The following is a 15,826-nucleotide window of genomic DNA, read 5'->3' on the forward strand; positions in this document are numbered from 1 at the left end:
TCACTACTTGTGCAAAAAGTAGGGAGCTGCTTGTAGTGGCTTACAGAAGAAGGAGGGGATGAGCTGGCACTAAGGGGAAGAGCGGGATAGATGATAGGGATTGGGCACTCATCTGAAAAAGGGCTAGCTTCTTCAGTAGGTGAGTTTGTAAATAAAATTGTGTAAATGCTTATTATTAACTAATCTAACGGATTAAATCGTTAGTTATAAATGAGTCATAAGCAATGGAACAACAACAAATAAATATAGATCCAAATCTACTAAATGAATTGTCGAAGTCTATTAAGAGTGAAAAAGATTTAGCTATTCTCAGCAAGCAACTATTAAAAATCACGGTAGAACGTGCTATGGATGCAGAATTAGAGGATCATCTTGGCTATGAAAAGCATGCTATAGAAGGCAGGAACACGGGAAATAGCCGTAATGGTTACTCTCCTAAGCGATTAAAGGGTGATTTTGGCGAAATGGAAATTAATACGCCACGTGACCGAAACAGCACGTTCGATCCTCAAATCATTCGCAAAGGGCAAACTCGCTTCACTGAATTTGATGAACAAATTTTGGCTCTTTATGCTAGAGGGATGACTACCAGAGATATTTCAGATACATTCAAAGAGCTGTATGGTACAGAGGTATCACACAGTTTAATTTCGAAAGTAACTGAATCTGTTATTGAGGAGATTACTGTTTGGCAGAATCGTCCATTAGAAACAGTATATCCCATATTGTATTTAGATTGTATCGTTATCAAGTGTCATCAAGATAAACGCGTAATCAACAAATCAATTTATTTGGCATTAGCCATTAATTGTCAAGGGCAAAAAGAATTACTTGGTTTGTGGATAGCAGAAACCGAAGGTGCAAAATTTTGGCTCTCAGTATTAACTGAGTTAAATAATCGTGGCATTAAGGATATTTTTATTGCTTGTGTTGATGGATTAACCGGATTTCCAGATGCTATTAATACAGTATTTCCAAAAACCAAAATTCAGTTATGCATTGTTCATCTTATTCGTAATTCGTTACGTTATGTACCCTATAAGGACATGAAGTCCGTCGCATCGGATCTTAAAGTTATTTATCGCGCTATTTCTCTTGAGCAAGCGGAAGAAGCACTTCTTATTTTTAGTGAAAAATGGGATAAAAAATATCCAGCTATTAGTCGTTCATGGCATAAAAATTGGAGCAACATTATAACTATTTTTGACTATCCTGATGAAATACGAAAAATTATTTATACGACCAATGCCATTGAATCACTCAATAGCGTTATTAGAAAATCTATCAATAACCGTAAAATTTTTCCTAATGACCAATCTGCATTAAAAGTAGTATATTTAGCCATACAGAAGGCATCACAAAAGTGGACTATGTCTTTACATGATTGGAGAGCGGCTCTGAATCGATTCGCTATCGAATTTGAGGGAAGATTCTCCTAAAAAACGGCACTTACACAAAATAATTTACAGGCTCATTTTCCACAGATTGGCTGGTGCTGGAGAGGGCGGTGGTTTCTTGCTCTACACTTTTTTTCAAAGTCACTTCTAACTCTAAATTAGATATAAACTTATTATATAGAACCTTGGTCTCATCTAAGAATGATTGGTGATGTATTGCTTGCTTTTTGGAGGCCAATTCTTCTACAAATGCAAGGGAGCGTGCAGCCCGCTCTGCTCTTTTCCTTTGTGAATAGGCTTTCAACGAGGCTTCCTCCTGCATAAGATTTTCCTCTAGAACCTTACGCTTGCTTGTTAGCGCTGCTATCTCTTCCTGTTGACGACGAAACTTATTCCTATTTTTTTGCTCTTGTTGGAGTTGCTGTTGTGCTATTAATCTGCAATTCCCATGTTGTGACATATGAGCACAACATGGCTCACAATTATCCTCAGGACAGGGGTCACCGCAAAAAACACAATGCCAGATAGGCCTATTACAATTACAGCCTCCACTTTTTAAACCGAGTGAACCTATATATACTATAGGACTATTCTTATTCATGGATAAGAGATGGATATGATATGACTGATAAGAGGGAGATTTAGTGACAAAATCTTCTAGACGACAGCCTTTTTCAAATCTAACAGCTGCTACATAGGAACGACTTAGCCCGGGAAAACGATTATCGTAAACCATGGCTTGATATCTATCTCCATCGGGTGATAGCACAATTCTGTAACCTGGAGATTTTATAAAAGTATAACTGAAGGGTGCTATTTCTGAGGAAGGTGTAGTACCACTAGCTAGATGGGCTGCTGAATCAGTTTCTAATAAAGGATCTTCTTGAGTTGATGATAATGCACTAAATTCACCAATACTAGGAGAAGCATGGTTAACCTTACAAAGGGTAGAAGAAGCTGATAAAGCACGACTAGAAGTGTGCCAAGAACCAATCTTACCTATACGTAAATAACATGGATTACCACAACTTGTTAAGAACTGGCCTAACAATAATATACGCGCAATCAGACGCTTACATGGAAAATAAACCATGACTTTTTATTCAAGTAAACTATAGCGCGCAGATAGCATCTATAAACAAACTAGTAAATAAAATAGATTTTTCAATTGAAAAACTTTTTTATAACCTAATTTTATTATTTTATAAAAAATTAGCGTAAAATACAATACAAAATGAAGTCATTACAATATACCATTAAGATTTCTATTAAAAATTTTCTTTCATTTTTAGAAAAAGATTAAGAATTGCTAATGTTATATAGATATCTTATACTTCCGTTTTTATTCAAAATAGTTTTATTAAGATGGAGTGTAAATATTGTAGATCCTCTAATTACCGTAAAAATGGTTGTACAGGTGGTATTCAACATTATAATTGTAAAGAGTACCAGCGTAATGAGACAGCACGTCAAGGCAATGCCTATAGTACAGAAATACACTTTAAGGCGTTAAGGCTATATCTTGAAGGTCTTAGTTTTAGGTCGATAGGAGGTATTTTAGGCGTTAGTAACGTAACCGTTTTAAAATAGGTATCTATTCAGCTGTATGGTACAGACTACCCCTAAAAATAGGAAAATGGCACCTTTTTCCAAGGGCGTTTGATTTTTTGGTTACTTTTTTATCAAGCAAAAAGTAACTTAAAAATTCCTTACTTTTACCAGGAAGTGGTTTAATGCGTTGGCTACCCACCCACGGCTACTTTTTTATTAAGAAGAAAGTAAGGTATAACTTCGTTATTGTTTTCTGGCATCTAATCCCCAGTAAAATTTTTCACGTAATACATCAAAAATAGTGGTATGGCCAAACTGGACCAACTTCAATGAAAAGGGAGCCTTTTTAACCACAAACGGTTGTTGAATAGCTACAGGAAACGTTCTTCCATCTGTGGAAACCAGCATCCCTTTATTACAACTTCTAACTACAAAACGTAGCAGAGCTGTATCGGGCACAACCAATGGACGTAAGGCCAAATTATGTGGACTTATAGGAGTAATGACCAGGCTATTGGAGTGGGTCAACATAATAGGGCCCGAGCAACTCAGCGAATAAGCCGTAGAACCGGTAGGTGTAGCAACAATCAACCCATCTGCTCGATAGGTAGTAATAAATTGTTCATCTATATAGGCATCAATGGTTAGTAAGTTAACCCTATCACGCTTAAGCAACGCCACTTCATTAAGCGCAAAAGAAATAGGAATAGCTGAGCTATATAAAGCCAAGAGGCTTCGCTCTTCTAAGATAAAGTTGCCCTCAAAAAAACCTACTAACCCAGCAATGGCTTCTGTATGAGTTGCCCTAGTTAAAAATCCTAAATTACCTGTGTGCACACCCAGTACAGGAATCGCATTATCTTTAAGATAATGAATGGTTTCTAAAAAGGTTCCATCTCCACCTAAACTTATAATCAATTCCAAACCTAGCTGTAAATGTAACTGCTCTAAATCGAAAACGGATAGCGGGCTCAGAAAAGTAGTAGATACATGGAGTAACGCTGCTAAAGTACTAGAAACCATTACCTGCTTTTGGTACGTTTCTGCTAAAGAGATGATCTCTTCTAAAAATGCTAGGCTAACTGGACAAACTTTTCTGCTATGTATGGCAATCGACATGTAGCTATTGCATGGTTAAGGATCTTAAATACCACATAACAAACAGCTAAAATAAAATCTAATGTTAATGTAGAGTTAAGTTGTTAAAAAACTACGCTGCAAATAAGCCCAAATTTACCTTAATAATTTGAATAATGCACCTTCTTATAAATATTGTATTTTATAATCACTTTTATTTGGAATAGTGATTTTTCGACAGAAGAAATAAAATATTGGCTTGGTCAAGGTCTAAATATAAATGCATAGCATAAAAGCAACAGGGCTGAGTCTATTAATAGACGGAAGCTATATTATCCCCTCTTCTCTATTCCCGTATAATAATATACAAATCTTCTTTCTCTCGCTTCATATAATATTTTTCACGAGCAAGTTGCTCTAAAAAATCAATATTATGCACAAGTGCTTTTTTTTCTTTTTTGATCTGCTGAATCTGAAGGGTGTAATGGGTAATATCAGTTTGCAACTTTTGACAGCGCTTGTACAATTTGTATTGCTCAAATACATTTTGATCATCAAAAAAGAGCATCCATAGCGCAAACAAGATGGTTGCAATAAAGTAGGGGTCTAAAAAGATGCTTTTAATGCGCTGAATTTTATTTCTATAGTTCATCAGAAGCCAAAAATGTTAAAAAATAAACCACACCCCTTGCAAAAAGCATCTATTCTAGCTGTAAGTTGCTTTTTACAAGGGGCTTGATTGGCTACTTTTTGACCAAACAAAAAATAAAATAAATAAAGGGGGCTATTCTGTATCAGAAGGCATAGCAGACGGAGCATCAGCAACCGTTTCAGTTTCAGTTACTGCTGCTTCTTCTACAACAGGAGCGGCACTTTTCTTTCTTCTTCGACGGGTTACCTTAACGACCTTGGCATCTTTTGTATAGATATCGTTGTAGTCGACCAATTCAATCATACACATAGCTGCATTATCTCCCGCACGATTGGCCAACTTAATGATGCGTGTATAGCCGCCTGGACGTTGTTCAATTTTTTCAGCAATCTGATTGAATAGTTCTTTTACAGGTTCTTTATCCTGAAAGTGAGAAAAAACCATTCTTCTTGAATGCGTAGTATCCTGCTTTGCTCGCGTAAGAATAGGCTCAATAAATGAACGCAATACCTTCCCTTTAGCCAAGGTGGTAATGATACGCTTATGCATAATGAGCGACTTAGATAAATTCATAAGCAGTGCTTTTCTGTGACCTGCAGGCCTACCCAGCCGGTTAACTTTGTTTCTATGCCTCATTGATTTGTACAAATACGCCTTTTAACTAAAATATACAATATACTTTAACTTTAAATAAAAATTATCCATCTAACTTATAACCAGAAAGATCCATGCCAATTTTTAAATTCTTTTCTGCTAAAAGTTGGTCAATCTCATCACGTGACTTACGGCCAAAGTTTCTAAACTTCATATTATCAAAGTCTTTTACCGTTACAAGATCTTCTAAAGTTTCAATGCCTGCTGATTTAAGACAATTTAAAACGCGGGAAGAACACTTTAGCTCACTAATATGGGTTTTAAGATTCCTTTGCATGGCTATGGTTTCTTCATCTAACATCTGAACAGCTTCATCATCTGGTGATTGGATCACAATCTCCTGACCAGATAGCAAATTAAGATGTTGAATCATTAACTTAGCGGCTTGCCTAATGCTTTCCTCAGGCGTAATGGAGCCATCGGTCTTTACTTCAAAGGTCAATTGCTCATAATCTGTGCGCTGCCCAACACGCATATTTTCTACACGATATTGTACACTTACAATAGGAGAAAAGATGGCATCAATAGCAATACGATCTAAAGTTGGATCCTTTGGTTTATTCTCCTCAGCTGAGAGATATCCCCTATGCTTGACTATATGAAGCTCTATATCAAAACTGGTCGATGCATCAAGCCTACAAATCAATAAATCTGGATTTAAAACCTCAAAAAAAGGCGTGGCTTTAGCAATATCTCCTGCACGAAATTCAGGTTTATTGACCTGAACCGAAATAATAGAATCACCGCCTTCTGCAATTTTCTTTAAACGAACCTGCTTGAGATTTAAAATGATCTCTACCAAATCTTCTTGTACACCTTCAATGGTAGAAAATTCATGACGGATGCCAGGAAGTTTAATGGAAACAATAGCATACCCTTCTAGGGAAGATAATAATACCCGCCTAAGGGTATTACCAATAGTAGTGCCATACCCTTTTTCAAGTGGACGAAAACTAAAAATGCCATGTACGGGATCAACCTTTTCCACAAATATCTTCTCGGGCATTTGAAATGCTAATGACGACATATAGAATCTTTATTTGATTTAAAAAGAAAACAATAGAAGCACTATTTAGAATGGAGCTCCACAATACTTCGTTCATTAATTTCTTCTGGTATTTCAGAACGCTGCGGAAAAGCAAGAAATTTCCCTACCATCAATGCTGCATCCCATTCCAACCAACTATATTTATTAGATGGATTACTGGCTACATTATTAACAATCAAAGCCATTTTCTCTGCTTTCTTGGCAATGCCTATTATTTCCCCAGGCTTTAAGGTATAAGAAGGAATATCCACTATTCCACCATTAACGGTAATGTGCCCATGGGATACCATCTGCCTTGCTTCCCCGCGTGTAGTAGCAATACCTAGTCTATAAACGGTATTGTCTAAACGGGCCTCTAGCCGTTGAAGAATGACTTCACCGGTAATACCTTTGCTTTTAGCAGCTTTTTCGCAAAGGTTCTTAAACTGACGCTGCAATAACCCATAGGTATATTTTGCTTTTTGCTGCTCTACCAATTGAAGTCCAAACTGAGAACGTCTTTTACGCCTTTTACCATGTTGCCCCGGCGGATAATTTTTCTTTTGCAACACTTTATTAACAGACGAACCAAATATCGAACTATTATATCTTCTTGCAACTTTTGCTTTTGGACCACGATATCTTGCCATACGCTATTTTCTTCTAATATAAAATATAACCTGCACCATTTATGGGCGCCTACGCTTAGGAGGCCTACAACCATTGTGGGGAAGGGGTGTAACATCTCTAATGGAAATTACTTCTACAGAATGTTCTTGAAGGGCACGAATGGCTGATTCACGGCCAATCCCTGGCCCCTTTACAAATACATTCACCCGTCGTAAACCCAACTCATAAGCAGCTTTTGCACAGTCGGCTGATGCCATTTGAGCCGCATATGGCGTGTTTTTTTTAGATCCCTTAAAGCCCATCTTACCGGAAGAAGACCAAGCAATCACTTGACCGGCTTCATTTGTTATCGAAATAATAAGGTTATTAAAAGTAGCTTGAATATGAACCTGCCCCTCTTTACCAACCTTTACAACCCTTTTTTTAACTTTATTTTTTCCCGTATTTTTCATAGTAATTTTCTATAAACTTTCTTTCAAAGAAAGGAAAAACATGCACTAAAAAACAACCTTTACTTGGTAGCTTTCTTTTTATTTGCAATGGTTTTAGGCTTTCCTTTACGTGTCCTGGCATTGGTTTTGGTCCGCTGACCACGAACAGGTAAACCCATTTGATGCCTATGGCCTCTATAACACTTAATCTCAACCAGTCGTTTAATATTTAAACGAATCTCTGATTTTAAGTCTCCTTCTATTTTATATACACCACGAATGGCCATCCTGATGGCTTTTAACTCATCATCTGTCCAAGTGGATACACGACGATCTTTATCCATTTGAACCGCCTCAAGAATTTTATTTGCAGAACGCCTGCCAATCCCATATATATAGGTAAGCGCAATCTCGCCCCGCTTGTTATCTGGAATGTCTACACCTAATACCCTAGCCATATTCTACCCTTGTCTTTGTTTAAATTTAGGCTGCTTCTTGTTGATCACATACAATACACCCTTTCGGCGTACTATCTTGCAATCAGCGCTCCTTTTTCTAACAGATGTCTTAACTTTCATAATGAACCTAACTATTCAGTTGTTTTATATCTGTGCACTATCCTAGCTTGCGTTAAATCATAAGGGGTTAATTCCATCCTAACCGAATCACCGGGAAGAATCCTAATATAGTTTTTACGCATCTTCCCAGAAATATGGGCCCTAACGATATGGCCATTTTTAAGGGCAACCTTGAATACTGCATTTGGTAATGCTTCTTGTACTATTCCACCTTGCTCAATAGGAGGTATCTTAGCCATATTAATTTTATCTAATCCTACTTTATTTCACTTTGCTTGATCTATCTTGTATACGCTTTACTTTAACTAGCAGCTACATGATAATAAAAAACAAAGGCCCGTTCGGGGCTAATATACTAAATTTATTGCGAATACGAGCAGATTTCTTTCGAAACAAAATTCAAAAAAAATCTGGTATTTGCTATTTCACTAAAAAAATTACTGCACCCTAGCTCCTTTGTTAATAATGAGTTCATATCGACGCATCAACAAATAACTTTCAATTTGCTGAAGGGTTTCTAACATGGAACTGACCATAATCAACAAGGAAGTTCCTCCGTAAAATCTGGAAAACTGTAGACTTAAACCAGCCATACAAGCGAAAGCAGGCAGCACAGCAATAATGGCTAAGAAAACAGCACCTGGCAGGGTTATCCTATCCAAGACACCATCTAAAAAACGGGCGGTTGCATTGCCAGAGGTAACACCAGGAATAAAACTACCCGAACGCTTCATATCTTCTGCTATTTGCACAGGGTTAACGGTAATAGCGGTATAAAAAAATGTAAAAACAATAATGAAAAAAGCAAATAAAAGGTTAAACAACCAACTGGTAATATCTTGTAACATACCACTGATTTGGGCCAACCAAATAAACTTCTCTTTCCAAAGACCTAGCAAAAATGAAATGGCCACAATCAAAAGGTTAGCAAATATAATGGGCATCACACCTGCACTATTGAGCTTAAAAGGTATATATTGACGCTGCCCTCCATATATTGTACTGGTACTTAATTGCTTTGCATATTGAATAGGCACTCTACGGGTGGCTTGTGTAAAGGCTACTAGGGTAAGAACAATTAAAAACAATACAAATAACTCGAATACAAATAAAAACATAGACCTACTGCCCCGGTGCACGGCTTCTTGGTATAAAGCAGAAGGGAAAGAAGATACAATACCTACCATCATCAACATGGTCACACCATTTCCAATGCCTTTATCTGTAATTTTTTCACCCAACCACATGCAAAATAGGGCGCCTGCGGTTAAAATAACAATGGAAATAAAAATAAAAAAAGTGCGACTTATGGAAACGTTTCCACTTCCTGTAGCAATAAATAAATATTGAAAGGATTGAAATATAGCAATAAAAATAGTAAGGATGCGAGAGATTTGGGCAATTTTTCGTTTGCCCATCTCTCCTTCACGCTGTATTTTCTGAATTTTTGGCCAAGCAATGGACAAAAGCTGCATAATAATAGAGGCGGAAATATAAGGGGTAACACCGACTGAAAAAACAGAAACTTGGCTAAGGGAACCACCTAAAAAACTGTCCAGCAAGCCAAAGACGCGTTTTGCATTACCAGAAATTTGGGTTACGTCTATGCCAGGCAAAACAATAATACTACCTATGCGGAAAATGGCCAAAAAGAACAAGGTATTTCTGATGCGAATGCGCAACTCTTTTATCAGAAATATATCCTTAATAACTTTAAATAACTTATTCATATATAGGCAATATAGTAACTTCTCCGCCAAGGTCTTGAATGGCTTGCAAAGCCGTTGCTGAACAACGATGGGCAGCAACAGAAAGTTTAAGGGTTAATGACCCACCGCCTAATAGCTTGTATTTCTCATACTTACCGATTACGCTATGCTTTCTCAAAAAAAGATGATCTATAGAAGATACCTGATACTTCTCGGCCAATGCTTGTAAAGTAGAAAGGTTTAAAGCGGTAAACTCGATGCGACTAGGACATTTAAATCCATACATAGGAATACGCCTTTGTAAGGGTTGCTGCCCGCCTTCAAAACCAATTTTTCTTTTATAACCAGACCTAGACTGGGCACCATTGTAACCACGGGTAGCGGTTCCACCTTTACCAGAACCTTGACCTCTACCTACACGCTTTTTATGCTTTAAAGCGCCTATTGCTGGTTTAAGTGTATGTAATTCCATAAGCAATTATATCTTTTCTGTAACCACTAAATGGTTGATTTTTGCTACCATACCCAATATTTGAGGAGTAGCTTCAACCACAACACGCTTATTGATGCGGCCCAATCCAAGTGCTTTAATGGTAGCCTTTTGGGATTTAGGGCGTTTTATTAAACTACGCACCTGGGTAATTTTAATTTGTTCCATAACAACCTTATCCATTAAAGACTTTATCTAACGAGATGCCACGCTGCTTGGCAATGGTGAATGGATCACGCAATTGCAACAATGCCTTAAAGGTAGCCTTGACCACATTGTGTGGATTAGAAGAACCTTGAGATTTAGACAAAACATTTTTCACACCAACACTTTCTAAAACAATGCGGACACCACCACCGGCAATTACACCGGTACCAGAGGCTGCTGGCTCAATCAATACGTGCCCACCACCATACTTACCAACTGCACCATGCGGAATAGTGTCACGTAAAATAGGTACTTTGATAAGGTTACGCTTGGCCTCTTCTACCCCTTTCGCAATCGCATCTGTTAACTCTTTTGCTTTGCCAAGACCATACCCTACCACACCATCACCATTTCCAACAACTACAACCGCAGAAGAACTGAATCTGCGGCCGCCTTCGACTACTTTGGTAACACGCTTGATGGCTACTACCCGCTCTTCAAGGTTATAGTCACTGGCTTTGAGTTTTCTACCACGTAATATCATATGAACTAAAATTTAAGACCTTTTGCGCGCGCACCCTCAGCCAATGCTTTCACCTTGCCATGGTAAATATAACCAGAACGATCAAATACAATGGTGGTAATGCCCTTAGCTAGTGCTTGCTCAGCAATAGCTTCTCCTAACGCCAATGCGCCAGCAACATTATTTTTACCAATCTTTAACTTATACAGAGAAGAAGCAAGCAATGTTTCTCCCTTGTCATCATTAATAAGCTGTGCATACATAGAAGTGTTGCTCTTAAAAAGAGAGAGCCGTGGCTGCGCCAACGTTCCATGCACACGCTTTCTAATTTTTCTTCTAACCTTAACCCTCCTTTCTACTTTTTTATCCTTTACTTTCATTTTGTTTTACTATATAGGGATACCAAATCGTTCAAAATATATATTTAGAGCTTTTCTTGAAACCTATTTGTCGATGCGCAATTTTTAAGAGAAGCGTAGTCGAGCACCACAGCATACTAAATGTATTTGAGGAGCATAGACAAGCTTCGACACCAAAATGGCGATTAGAAATAGGTTTCAAATCTACTTCTTAGTAGATTTACCCACCTTGCGCCGCACTTGCTCACCTAAGAATCGAACACCTTTGCCCTTATAAGGCTCAACTTTTCTCAAAGAACGAATTTTAGCAGCTACTTGACCAAGCAACTGCTTATCGATGCATGCTAAATGCACCAACGAACTCTTTCCTTTAGGCAATTCAGTCGAAGCAGTTACTTCTTCTGGCAAGACCAAAACGATATCATGAGAATACCCTAAACTTAACTCCAACAAGTTGCCTTGCACATTGGCTTTGTAACCAACCCCAACCAACTCTAAAGTGGACTTAAACCCAACGCTAACGCCTACAACCATATTTTGAATCAAAGCCCTGTAAAGGCCATAAAGGGCCTTAGACTTTTGAGGATCAGCGGGGATGACCTTAACCAATCCTTCGGAAACTTCAACCATAATGGTTGGATCAACTTGCTGCCGCAACACGCCTTTAGCACCTTCAACCTGTACAATCCCACCATCCATTGTGGATACCACAACGCCTGGCGGCAGATTAATGGGTTGCTTCCCTATTCTTGACATTTTTCCTAATATTTAGTAAACATAACAAAGTACTTCACCACCAACATGGACTTTTCGGGCTTCTTTATCGGTCATAATACCCTTAGAAGTAGACAGTATGGCTATACCCAATCCATTGATGACGCTGGGCATAGCCGCAACGGTGGCATATTTACGCAAGCCTGGCTTGCTTACACGTTTCAACTTTACAATAGCTGATTGCTTTGTAAAAACATCATACTTGAGTGCAATTTTAATAATGGGCTGGACGCTATTTGGCTTAGAGACCACCTTATATCCACGAATATACCCTTTTTCTTGCAATACCTCGGTAAGCTTCGCTTTTGTTTTTGAAGCAGGCACTTCTACAACGCTATGTTTGGCATTAATAGCATTTCTGATCCTAGTAAGATAATCAGCTATTGGATCTGTTGTCATAGTAACGATAAGATTAACATAATAATAAAAACAGGATAGCCAGATGACTACCAACTTGCTTTCCGTATACCTGGTAGCTTGCCCTCTAAAGCCCATTTTCTAAAAACGAGTCGGGAGACACCAAATTTTCTAATATACCCACGGGCCCTACCCGTCATGCTACACCTGTTGCGCAATCTAACCGGAGAGGCATTTTTAGGCAGCTTATCAAGTGCCATATAATCACCTTGCTTCTTTAACGAAGCCCTTTTGGCAGCATATTTGGCGACCAAGTTTCTTCTTTTTCTATCTCTTGCTTTGACTGATTCTCTTGCCATAACCTTTTAAATTAATCTTGCGCTACGTTAAAGGGCATTCCTAAAGCTTTCAAGAGCTGAAACGCGGCTTTATTATTCCCAGCAGTTGTTACAAAAGTTATATTCATACCATTGATTTTCAGTACTTTATCAATGCTAATTTCTGGAAATATAATTTGTTCTTGCACCCCTACATTATAGTTACCCTTTCCATCAAAGCCAGTGGTTTTTAACCCCCAAAAGTTTCTAATTCTAGGCAATGCAATAGATATAAAACGGTCCAAAAACTCATACATCAGTCGCCCACGTAAAGTAACTTTTACACCAATAGGCATACCGACTCTAAGCTTAAAGTTAGAAACTGATTTTTTGGCACGGGTAGGTACCGCACACTGTCCAGCAATAGCGGTCAATTCTTCTAATCCAAGTTGGATGAGCTTTTTATTGGATACGCCATCACCTAACCCTTGGTTGATACAGATTTTATGTAGTCTAGGGACTTGCATAGCAGACTTATACCCAAATAGACTCTTAAGGGCAGGAATTACTTCTGCAAAATATTTTTCTTGTAATCTAGGCTTAAACATTGTTTATAAAATTTCCTGTTTTTTTAGCATACCGCTGCAGCCTACCGGCTTCATTGTGCTTTCTGCCCACACGAGTAGGCTGTCCACTTACTGGGTCAAGTAACATGAGATTGCTAATATGGATAGGCGATGGCTGCTTCTGAATGGCCCCTTTAGGGTTTTCAGTAGAAGGCTTTAAATGTCTGGATACCATATTGATACCCTCAACAATTGCACGATATGTTTTGGGAAATACCTTTAAAACAATGCCTGCTTCATTTTTATGTTTGCCTGCCAAAATTATTACACGATCTCCTGTTCGAACGTGAATCTTAAGATTCTGTTGTATTGTTTTCTTCATGCTTTATAGTACTTCATCAGCTAAAGAAGCGATTTTCATAAATTTCTTATCTCGAACTTCTCGAGCAACTGGCCCAAAAACACCTGTCCCTTTGGGCTCATTGTTGTTTTCAATTAAAACAATAGCATTGTCTTCAAAGCGAATATAAGAACCATCTTTTCGTCTTACTTCCTTTCGGGTACGAACGACTACGGCTTTAGAAATGGTGCCCTTTTTAAGTGTACTAGAAGGGTTAGCCGTCTTTACGGTTACTACAATTTTATCGCCAACGTGGGCATACCGCCTACGTGTTCCGCCCAAAACGCGAATGCAAAGGGCAGTCTTTGCGCCACTGTTATCGGCTACTTTTAGTATTGATTCCTGTTGTATCATCTTTATTTAGCTCTTTCTATGATTTCAACCAGCCTCCATCGCTTCTTTTTACTTAAAGGACGTGTTTCCATAATTCTTACTAGATCACCAATGCTACAAGTATTCTCTTCGTCATGCGCCATAAACTTAGTGGCTGTTTTGACAAACTTACCATATACCAGGTGTATGGATTTGGTATCCATTACAACGGTTATGGTCTTGTACGCTTTATTACTGGTGACCCTTCCTATCTTTTCTTTTCTTCTATTTCTCAGCATGGTGATTACAATTCTGATGGTGCTTGAGGCAACTATTCTGAGCTGTTTTTAGTCTTGCAATAGATTTTCTTGTTTCCCTAATTTTTATAGGGTTCTCAATGGGAGAAACCGCATGGGCAAACCTTAACTTTACTAAATAATCCAACGCTTCGTTTAACTTATCGCTGCATTCTTGAGAAGAAAGCAACTGAATGTCTTTATACTTCACAACCTTAAATTTTATACAACCTACCAAACCTTATGCGGCTGGACAATAATCTCTTCGAACTACGAAATTTGCTTTAATAGGTAGTTTATGAATGGCAAGACGCATGGCACGCTCTGCTACTTCCCTAGAAACACCATCTAACTCAAAAAGAATTCTACCAGGTTTCACAACCGCTACAAAAGAATCCGGAGCACCTTTACCTTTACCCATTCTTACCTCAGCTGGCTTTTTCGTTAGGGACTTGTCTGGAAAGATTCTATTCCAAACCTGCCCTTGCCGCTTCATCTCTCTTGTAATCGCAATACGCATCGCTTCAATTTGCCGAGCAGTAATATAGGAAGGTTCTAATGCCTTCAGCCCAAAGGTACCAAATTCTAATGAATTTCCCTTCATAGATAAGCCTTTTATTCTTCCTTTCTGCGTTTTTCTGTACCGTACTCTTTTTGGTTGTAACATCTTAGTTATTCAATGCAAAAATTAATATCGTTAGCCTTCTTTTGAAACGCTAATTTCTGCCGGTAATTTGCACATCAATCCGGTGCTTAAATCCTCACGTACATCTAGTACGCTGCGGTTTTGCGCGCCATGTCTCCTACAAATTCCTCAGCACAAGTGAATTTCAAAAAAAGGCCATTGTAATGGGCCTCTAGCTATTTGCGCGCTCTGGAAGGCGCACTACCCCTCTCCCCTATCCTACTTACTTTACCTGTTGAGCGTTGTACATGATGAACCGCCACATCTCCCCTAGAAATCCAAACTTTAATACCTATTCTGCCATAAATGGTATGGGCTTCAACAGAAGTATAATCTATATCGTTACGAAGCGTATGGAGTGGAACAGAGCCTTCTTTAAATTCGTCTGATCTAGCCATTTCAGCACCATCTAATCTTCCAGAAACCTTCACCTTAACGCCTTGGGCACCGGACCGGATGACTGCAGCTACAGATTGCTTGACTACACGCTTATAAGGCATACGCCCTCTAATCTGCTGTGCAATTTGCAAGGCAACCAACCTAGCTTCTAAATCTGGTTTCTTTACCTCAACAATATTAAGTTCAACCTCTTTTTTAGTCAGCTTTTTTAACTCTTCTTTTACTTTATCGACTTCTGTACCTGACTTACCAATCACAATCCCTGGGCGAGCCGTTCGAATGGTAACGGTAATTTTTTTACCGGCACGCTCTATAAGCACGCTAGCAACGCTGGCTTTAGCCATTCGAGCCTCTAGATAGGTTCGAATTTTTTCATCTTCCATTAATTTCTCTGCATAGGAAGCCTTTGATGCAAACCAACTGGAATCTGGCTTTCGGATAAAGCCAACTCTAAAGCCGACAGGATTAACTTTCTGACCCATTGTAGTATTATTT

At 38.5% G+C, this 15,826-nt stretch carries 27 protein-coding genes; 2 read left to right on the forward strand and 25 right to left on the reverse strand.

Going from position 1 to position 15,826, the window contains the following annotated elements:
• Positions 1-224 precede the first annotated feature (224 nt).
• Positions 225-1,439 carry an IS256 family transposase gene (locus tag ACOALF_RS00680; RefSeq protein ID WP_419241131.1) on the forward strand — a complete coding sequence of 405 codons (1,215 nt, stop codon included), beginning with the start codon at positions 225-227 and terminating at the stop codon, positions 1,437-1,439.
• Positions 1,440-1,449: 10 nt separating this feature from the next.
• Here the strand turns inward: ACOALF_RS00680 and ACOALF_RS00685 are convergent, their stop codons facing one another.
• On the reverse strand, positions 1,450-2,490 hold the full coding sequence (locus tag ACOALF_RS00685; RefSeq protein ID WP_419241542.1) for a hypothetical protein: 1,041 nt from the start codon (positions 2,488-2,490) through the stop codon (positions 1,450-1,452).
• Positions 2,491-2,762: 272 nt separating this feature from the next.
• Between ACOALF_RS00685 and ACOALF_RS00690 the strand changes: the two genes are divergently transcribed.
• Complete coding sequence (locus ACOALF_RS00690; protein ID WP_419241543.1) at positions 2,763-2,987, forward strand: transposase; 225 nt, start codon at positions 2,763-2,765, stop codon at positions 2,985-2,987.
• Positions 2,988-3,191: 204 nt separating this feature from the next.
• Here the strand turns inward: ACOALF_RS00690 and ACOALF_RS00695 are convergent, their stop codons facing one another.
• From ACOALF_RS00695 to rpsC, 24 genes are all read right to left on the reverse strand, one after another.
• Entirely contained in the window at positions 3,192-4,067 is an 876-nt protein-coding gene (locus tag ACOALF_RS00695) for an NAD(+)/NADH kinase (protein WP_419241544.1), read from the reverse strand.
• Positions 4,068-4,371: 304 nt separating this feature from the next.
• Positions 4,372-4,677 carry an FtsB family cell division protein gene (locus ACOALF_RS00700; protein WP_419241545.1) on the reverse strand — a complete coding sequence of 102 codons (306 nt, stop codon included), beginning with the start codon at positions 4,675-4,677 and terminating at the stop codon, positions 4,372-4,374.
• Between the two features lie 132 nt (positions 4,678-4,809).
• Positions 4,810-5,250: a 50S ribosomal protein L17 gene (rplQ, locus tag ACOALF_RS00705; RefSeq protein WP_419241546.1), complete on the reverse strand. Its 441-nt coding sequence runs from the start codon at positions 5,248-5,250 to the stop codon at positions 4,810-4,812.
• A gap of 124 nt (positions 5,251-5,374) precedes the next feature.
• Positions 5,375-6,358, reverse strand: coding sequence for a DNA-directed RNA polymerase subunit alpha (locus ACOALF_RS00710; RefSeq protein ID WP_419241547.1), 984 nt, complete (start codon positions 6,356-6,358; stop codon positions 5,375-5,377).
• 41 nt (positions 6,359-6,399) lie between these two features.
• A complete protein-coding gene (gene rpsD / locus ACOALF_RS00715; protein WP_419241548.1) occupies positions 6,400-7,008 on the reverse strand; it encodes a 30S ribosomal protein S4 in 609 nt (202 codons plus the stop codon).
• A gap of 39 nt (positions 7,009-7,047) precedes the next feature.
• A complete protein-coding gene (rpsK, locus tag ACOALF_RS00720) occupies positions 7,048-7,440 on the reverse strand; it encodes a 30S ribosomal protein S11 (protein ID WP_419241549.1) in 393 nt (130 codons plus the stop codon).
• 59 nt (positions 7,441-7,499) lie between these two features.
• Positions 7,500-7,877: a 30S ribosomal protein S13 gene (rpsM, locus tag ACOALF_RS00725; RefSeq protein ID WP_419241550.1), complete on the reverse strand. Its 378-nt coding sequence runs from the start codon at positions 7,875-7,877 to the stop codon at positions 7,500-7,502.
• Between the two features lie 3 nt (positions 7,878-7,880).
• Entirely contained in the window at positions 7,881-7,997 is a 117-nt protein-coding gene (gene rpmJ / locus ACOALF_RS00730) for a 50S ribosomal protein L36 (RefSeq protein WP_243018400.1), read from the reverse strand.
• Positions 7,998-8,008: 11 nt separating this feature from the next.
• Positions 8,009-8,236 (reverse strand): translation initiation factor IF-1, encoded by a 228-nt coding sequence (gene infA, locus ACOALF_RS00735; RefSeq protein ID WP_114910315.1) that lies wholly within the window; start codon positions 8,234-8,236, stop codon positions 8,009-8,011.
• 198 nt (positions 8,237-8,434) lie between these two features.
• Positions 8,435-9,727: a preprotein translocase subunit SecY gene (secY, locus tag ACOALF_RS00740; RefSeq protein WP_419241551.1), complete on the reverse strand. Its 1,293-nt coding sequence runs from the start codon at positions 9,725-9,727 to the stop codon at positions 8,435-8,437.
• Positions 9,720-10,178 carry a 50S ribosomal protein L15 gene (gene rplO / locus ACOALF_RS00745; RefSeq protein ID WP_419241552.1) on the reverse strand — a complete coding sequence of 153 codons (459 nt, stop codon included), beginning with the start codon at positions 10,176-10,178 and terminating at the stop codon, positions 9,720-9,722. The genes secY and rplO overlap by 8 nt, the downstream gene beginning before the upstream one ends.
• A gap of 6 nt (positions 10,179-10,184) precedes the next feature.
• Positions 10,185-10,364 carry a 50S ribosomal protein L30 gene (rpmD, locus tag ACOALF_RS00750; protein ID WP_419241553.1) on the reverse strand — a complete coding sequence of 60 codons (180 nt, stop codon included), beginning with the start codon at positions 10,362-10,364 and terminating at the stop codon, positions 10,185-10,187.
• Positions 10,365-10,371: 7 nt separating this feature from the next.
• Positions 10,372-10,887 (reverse strand): 30S ribosomal protein S5, encoded by a 516-nt coding sequence (rpsE, locus tag ACOALF_RS00755; RefSeq protein ID WP_419241554.1) that lies wholly within the window; start codon positions 10,885-10,887, stop codon positions 10,372-10,374.
• 5 nt (positions 10,888-10,892) lie between these two features.
• Positions 10,893-11,246, reverse strand: a complete 354-nt coding sequence (rplR, locus tag ACOALF_RS00760; protein WP_419241555.1) for a 50S ribosomal protein L18 — start codon at positions 11,244-11,246, stop codon at positions 10,893-10,895.
• A 183-nt stretch (positions 11,247-11,429) separates the two neighbouring features.
• Positions 11,430-11,981: a 50S ribosomal protein L6 gene (gene rplF / locus ACOALF_RS00765; RefSeq protein WP_419241556.1), complete on the reverse strand. Its 552-nt coding sequence runs from the start codon at positions 11,979-11,981 to the stop codon at positions 11,430-11,432.
• Between the two features lie 12 nt (positions 11,982-11,993).
• Positions 11,994-12,398, reverse strand: a complete 405-nt coding sequence (gene rpsH / locus ACOALF_RS00770; RefSeq protein WP_419241557.1) for a 30S ribosomal protein S8 — start codon at positions 12,396-12,398, stop codon at positions 11,994-11,996.
• 47 nt (positions 12,399-12,445) lie between these two features.
• Positions 12,446-12,715, reverse strand: coding sequence for a 30S ribosomal protein S14 (gene rpsN, locus ACOALF_RS00775; protein WP_419241558.1), 270 nt, complete (start codon positions 12,713-12,715; stop codon positions 12,446-12,448).
• A gap of 11 nt (positions 12,716-12,726) precedes the next feature.
• Positions 12,727-13,281 carry a 50S ribosomal protein L5 gene (rplE, locus tag ACOALF_RS00780; protein ID WP_419241559.1) on the reverse strand — a complete coding sequence of 185 codons (555 nt, stop codon included), beginning with the start codon at positions 13,279-13,281 and terminating at the stop codon, positions 12,727-12,729.
• Positions 13,274-13,621 (reverse strand): 50S ribosomal protein L24, encoded by a 348-nt coding sequence (gene rplX, locus ACOALF_RS00785; protein WP_419241560.1) that lies wholly within the window; start codon positions 13,619-13,621, stop codon positions 13,274-13,276. The genes rplE and rplX overlap by 8 nt, the downstream gene beginning before the upstream one ends.
• Before the next feature lie 3 nt (positions 13,622-13,624).
• Positions 13,625-13,993, reverse strand: a complete 369-nt coding sequence (rplN, locus tag ACOALF_RS00790) for a 50S ribosomal protein L14 (protein ID WP_114910306.1) — start codon at positions 13,991-13,993, stop codon at positions 13,625-13,627.
• A gap of 2 nt (positions 13,994-13,995) precedes the next feature.
• Positions 13,996-14,250 carry a 30S ribosomal protein S17 gene (gene rpsQ / locus ACOALF_RS00795; protein WP_419241561.1) on the reverse strand — a complete coding sequence of 85 codons (255 nt, stop codon included), beginning with the start codon at positions 14,248-14,250 and terminating at the stop codon, positions 13,996-13,998.
• Positions 14,237-14,443, reverse strand: coding sequence for a 50S ribosomal protein L29 (gene rpmC, locus ACOALF_RS00800; RefSeq protein ID WP_419241900.1), 207 nt, complete (start codon positions 14,441-14,443; stop codon positions 14,237-14,239). The genes rpsQ and rpmC overlap by 14 nt, the downstream gene beginning before the upstream one ends.
• 45 nt (positions 14,444-14,488) lie before the next feature.
• The gene (gene rplP / locus ACOALF_RS00805) at positions 14,489-14,914 is read right to left on the reverse strand and encodes a 50S ribosomal protein L16 (RefSeq protein WP_419241562.1); all 426 of its coding nucleotides are present in this window, start codon (positions 14,912-14,914) and stop codon (positions 14,489-14,491) included.
• 194 nt (positions 14,915-15,108) lie between these two features.
• Positions 15,109-15,813: a 30S ribosomal protein S3 gene (gene rpsC, locus ACOALF_RS00810; protein ID WP_419241563.1), complete on the reverse strand. Its 705-nt coding sequence runs from the start codon at positions 15,811-15,813 to the stop codon at positions 15,109-15,111.
• Positions 15,814-15,826: the final 13 nt, after the last annotated feature.

The sequence above is a fragment of the Cardinium endosymbiont of Nabis limbatus genome (genome assembly GCF_965196625.1).
Classification (GTDB): domain Bacteria; phylum Bacteroidota; class Bacteroidia; order Cytophagales; family Amoebophilaceae; genus Cardinium.

Coding starts and splice junctions, on each gene's coding strand:
- ACOALF_RS00680 (WP_419241131.1), top strand. CDS start 225: ATGGAACAACAACAAATAAATATAGATCCAAATCTACTAAATGAATTG.
- ACOALF_RS00685 (WP_419241542.1), bottom strand. CDS start 2,490: ATGGTTTATTTTCCATGTAAGCGTCTGATTGCGCGTATATTATTGTTA.
- ACOALF_RS00690 (WP_419241543.1), top strand. CDS start 2,763: ATGGAGTGTAAATATTGTAGATCCTCTAATTACCGTAAAAATGGTTGT.
- ACOALF_RS00695 (WP_419241544.1), bottom strand. CDS start 4,067: ATGTCGATTGCCATACATAGCAGAAAAGTTTGTCCAGTTAGCCTAGCA.
- ACOALF_RS00700 (WP_419241545.1), bottom strand. CDS start 4,677: ATGAACTATAGAAATAAAATTCAGCGCATTAAAAGCATCTTTTTAGAC.
- rplQ (WP_419241546.1), bottom strand. CDS start 5,250: ATGAATTTATCTAAGTCGCTCATTATGCATAAGCGTATCATTACCACC.
- ACOALF_RS00710 (WP_419241547.1), bottom strand. CDS start 6,358: ATGTCGTCATTAGCATTTCAAATGCCCGAGAAGATATTTGTGGAAAAG.
- rpsD (WP_419241548.1), bottom strand. CDS start 7,008: ATGGCAAGATATCGTGGTCCAAAAGCAAAAGTTGCAAGAAGATATAAT.
- rpsK (WP_419241549.1), bottom strand. CDS start 7,440: ATGAAAAATACGGGAAAAAATAAAGTTAAAAAAAGGGTTGTAAAGGTT.
- rpsM (WP_419241550.1), bottom strand. CDS start 7,877: ATGGCTAGGGTATTAGGTGTAGACATTCCAGATAACAAGCGGGGCGAG.
- rpmJ (WP_243018400.1), bottom strand. CDS start 7,997: ATGAAAGTTAAGACATCTGTTAGAAAAAGGAGCGCTGATTGCAAGATA.
- infA (WP_114910315.1), bottom strand. CDS start 8,236: ATGGCTAAGATACCTCCTATTGAGCAAGGTGGAATAGTACAAGAAGCA.
- secY (WP_419241551.1), bottom strand. CDS start 9,727: ATGAATAAGTTATTTAAAGTTATTAAGGATATATTTCTGATAAAAGAG.
- rplO (WP_419241552.1), bottom strand. CDS start 10,178: ATGGAATTACATACACTTAAACCAGCAATAGGCGCTTTAAAGCATAAA.
- rpmD (WP_419241553.1), bottom strand. CDS start 10,364: ATGGAACAAATTAAAATTACCCAGGTGCGTAGTTTAATAAAACGCCCT.
- rpsE (WP_419241554.1), bottom strand. CDS start 10,887: ATGATATTACGTGGTAGAAAACTCAAAGCCAGTGACTATAACCTTGAA.
- rplR (WP_419241555.1), bottom strand. CDS start 11,246: ATGAAAGTAAAGGATAAAAAAGTAGAAAGGAGGGTTAAGGTTAGAAGA.
- rplF (WP_419241556.1), bottom strand. CDS start 11,981: ATGTCAAGAATAGGGAAGCAACCCATTAATCTGCCGCCAGGCGTTGTG.
- rpsH (WP_419241557.1), bottom strand. CDS start 12,398: ATGACAACAGATCCAATAGCTGATTATCTTACTAGGATCAGAAATGCT.
- rpsN (WP_419241558.1), bottom strand. CDS start 12,715: ATGGCAAGAGAATCAGTCAAAGCAAGAGATAGAAAAAGAAGAAACTTG.
- rplE (WP_419241559.1), bottom strand. CDS start 13,281: ATGTTTAAGCCTAGATTACAAGAAAAATATTTTGCAGAAGTAATTCCT.
- rplX (WP_419241560.1), bottom strand. CDS start 13,621: ATGAAGAAAACAATACAACAGAATCTTAAGATTCACGTTCGAACAGGA.
- rplN (WP_114910306.1), bottom strand. CDS start 13,993: ATGATACAACAGGAATCAATACTAAAAGTAGCCGATAACAGTGGCGCA.
- rpsQ (WP_419241561.1), bottom strand. CDS start 14,250: ATGCTGAGAAATAGAAGAAAAGAAAAGATAGGAAGGGTCACCAGTAAT.
- rplP (WP_419241562.1), bottom strand. CDS start 14,914: ATGTTACAACCAAAAAGAGTACGGTACAGAAAAACGCAGAAAGGAAGA.
- rpsC (WP_419241563.1), bottom strand. CDS start 15,813: ATGGGTCAGAAAGTTAATCCTGTCGGCTTTAGAGTTGGCTTTATCCGA.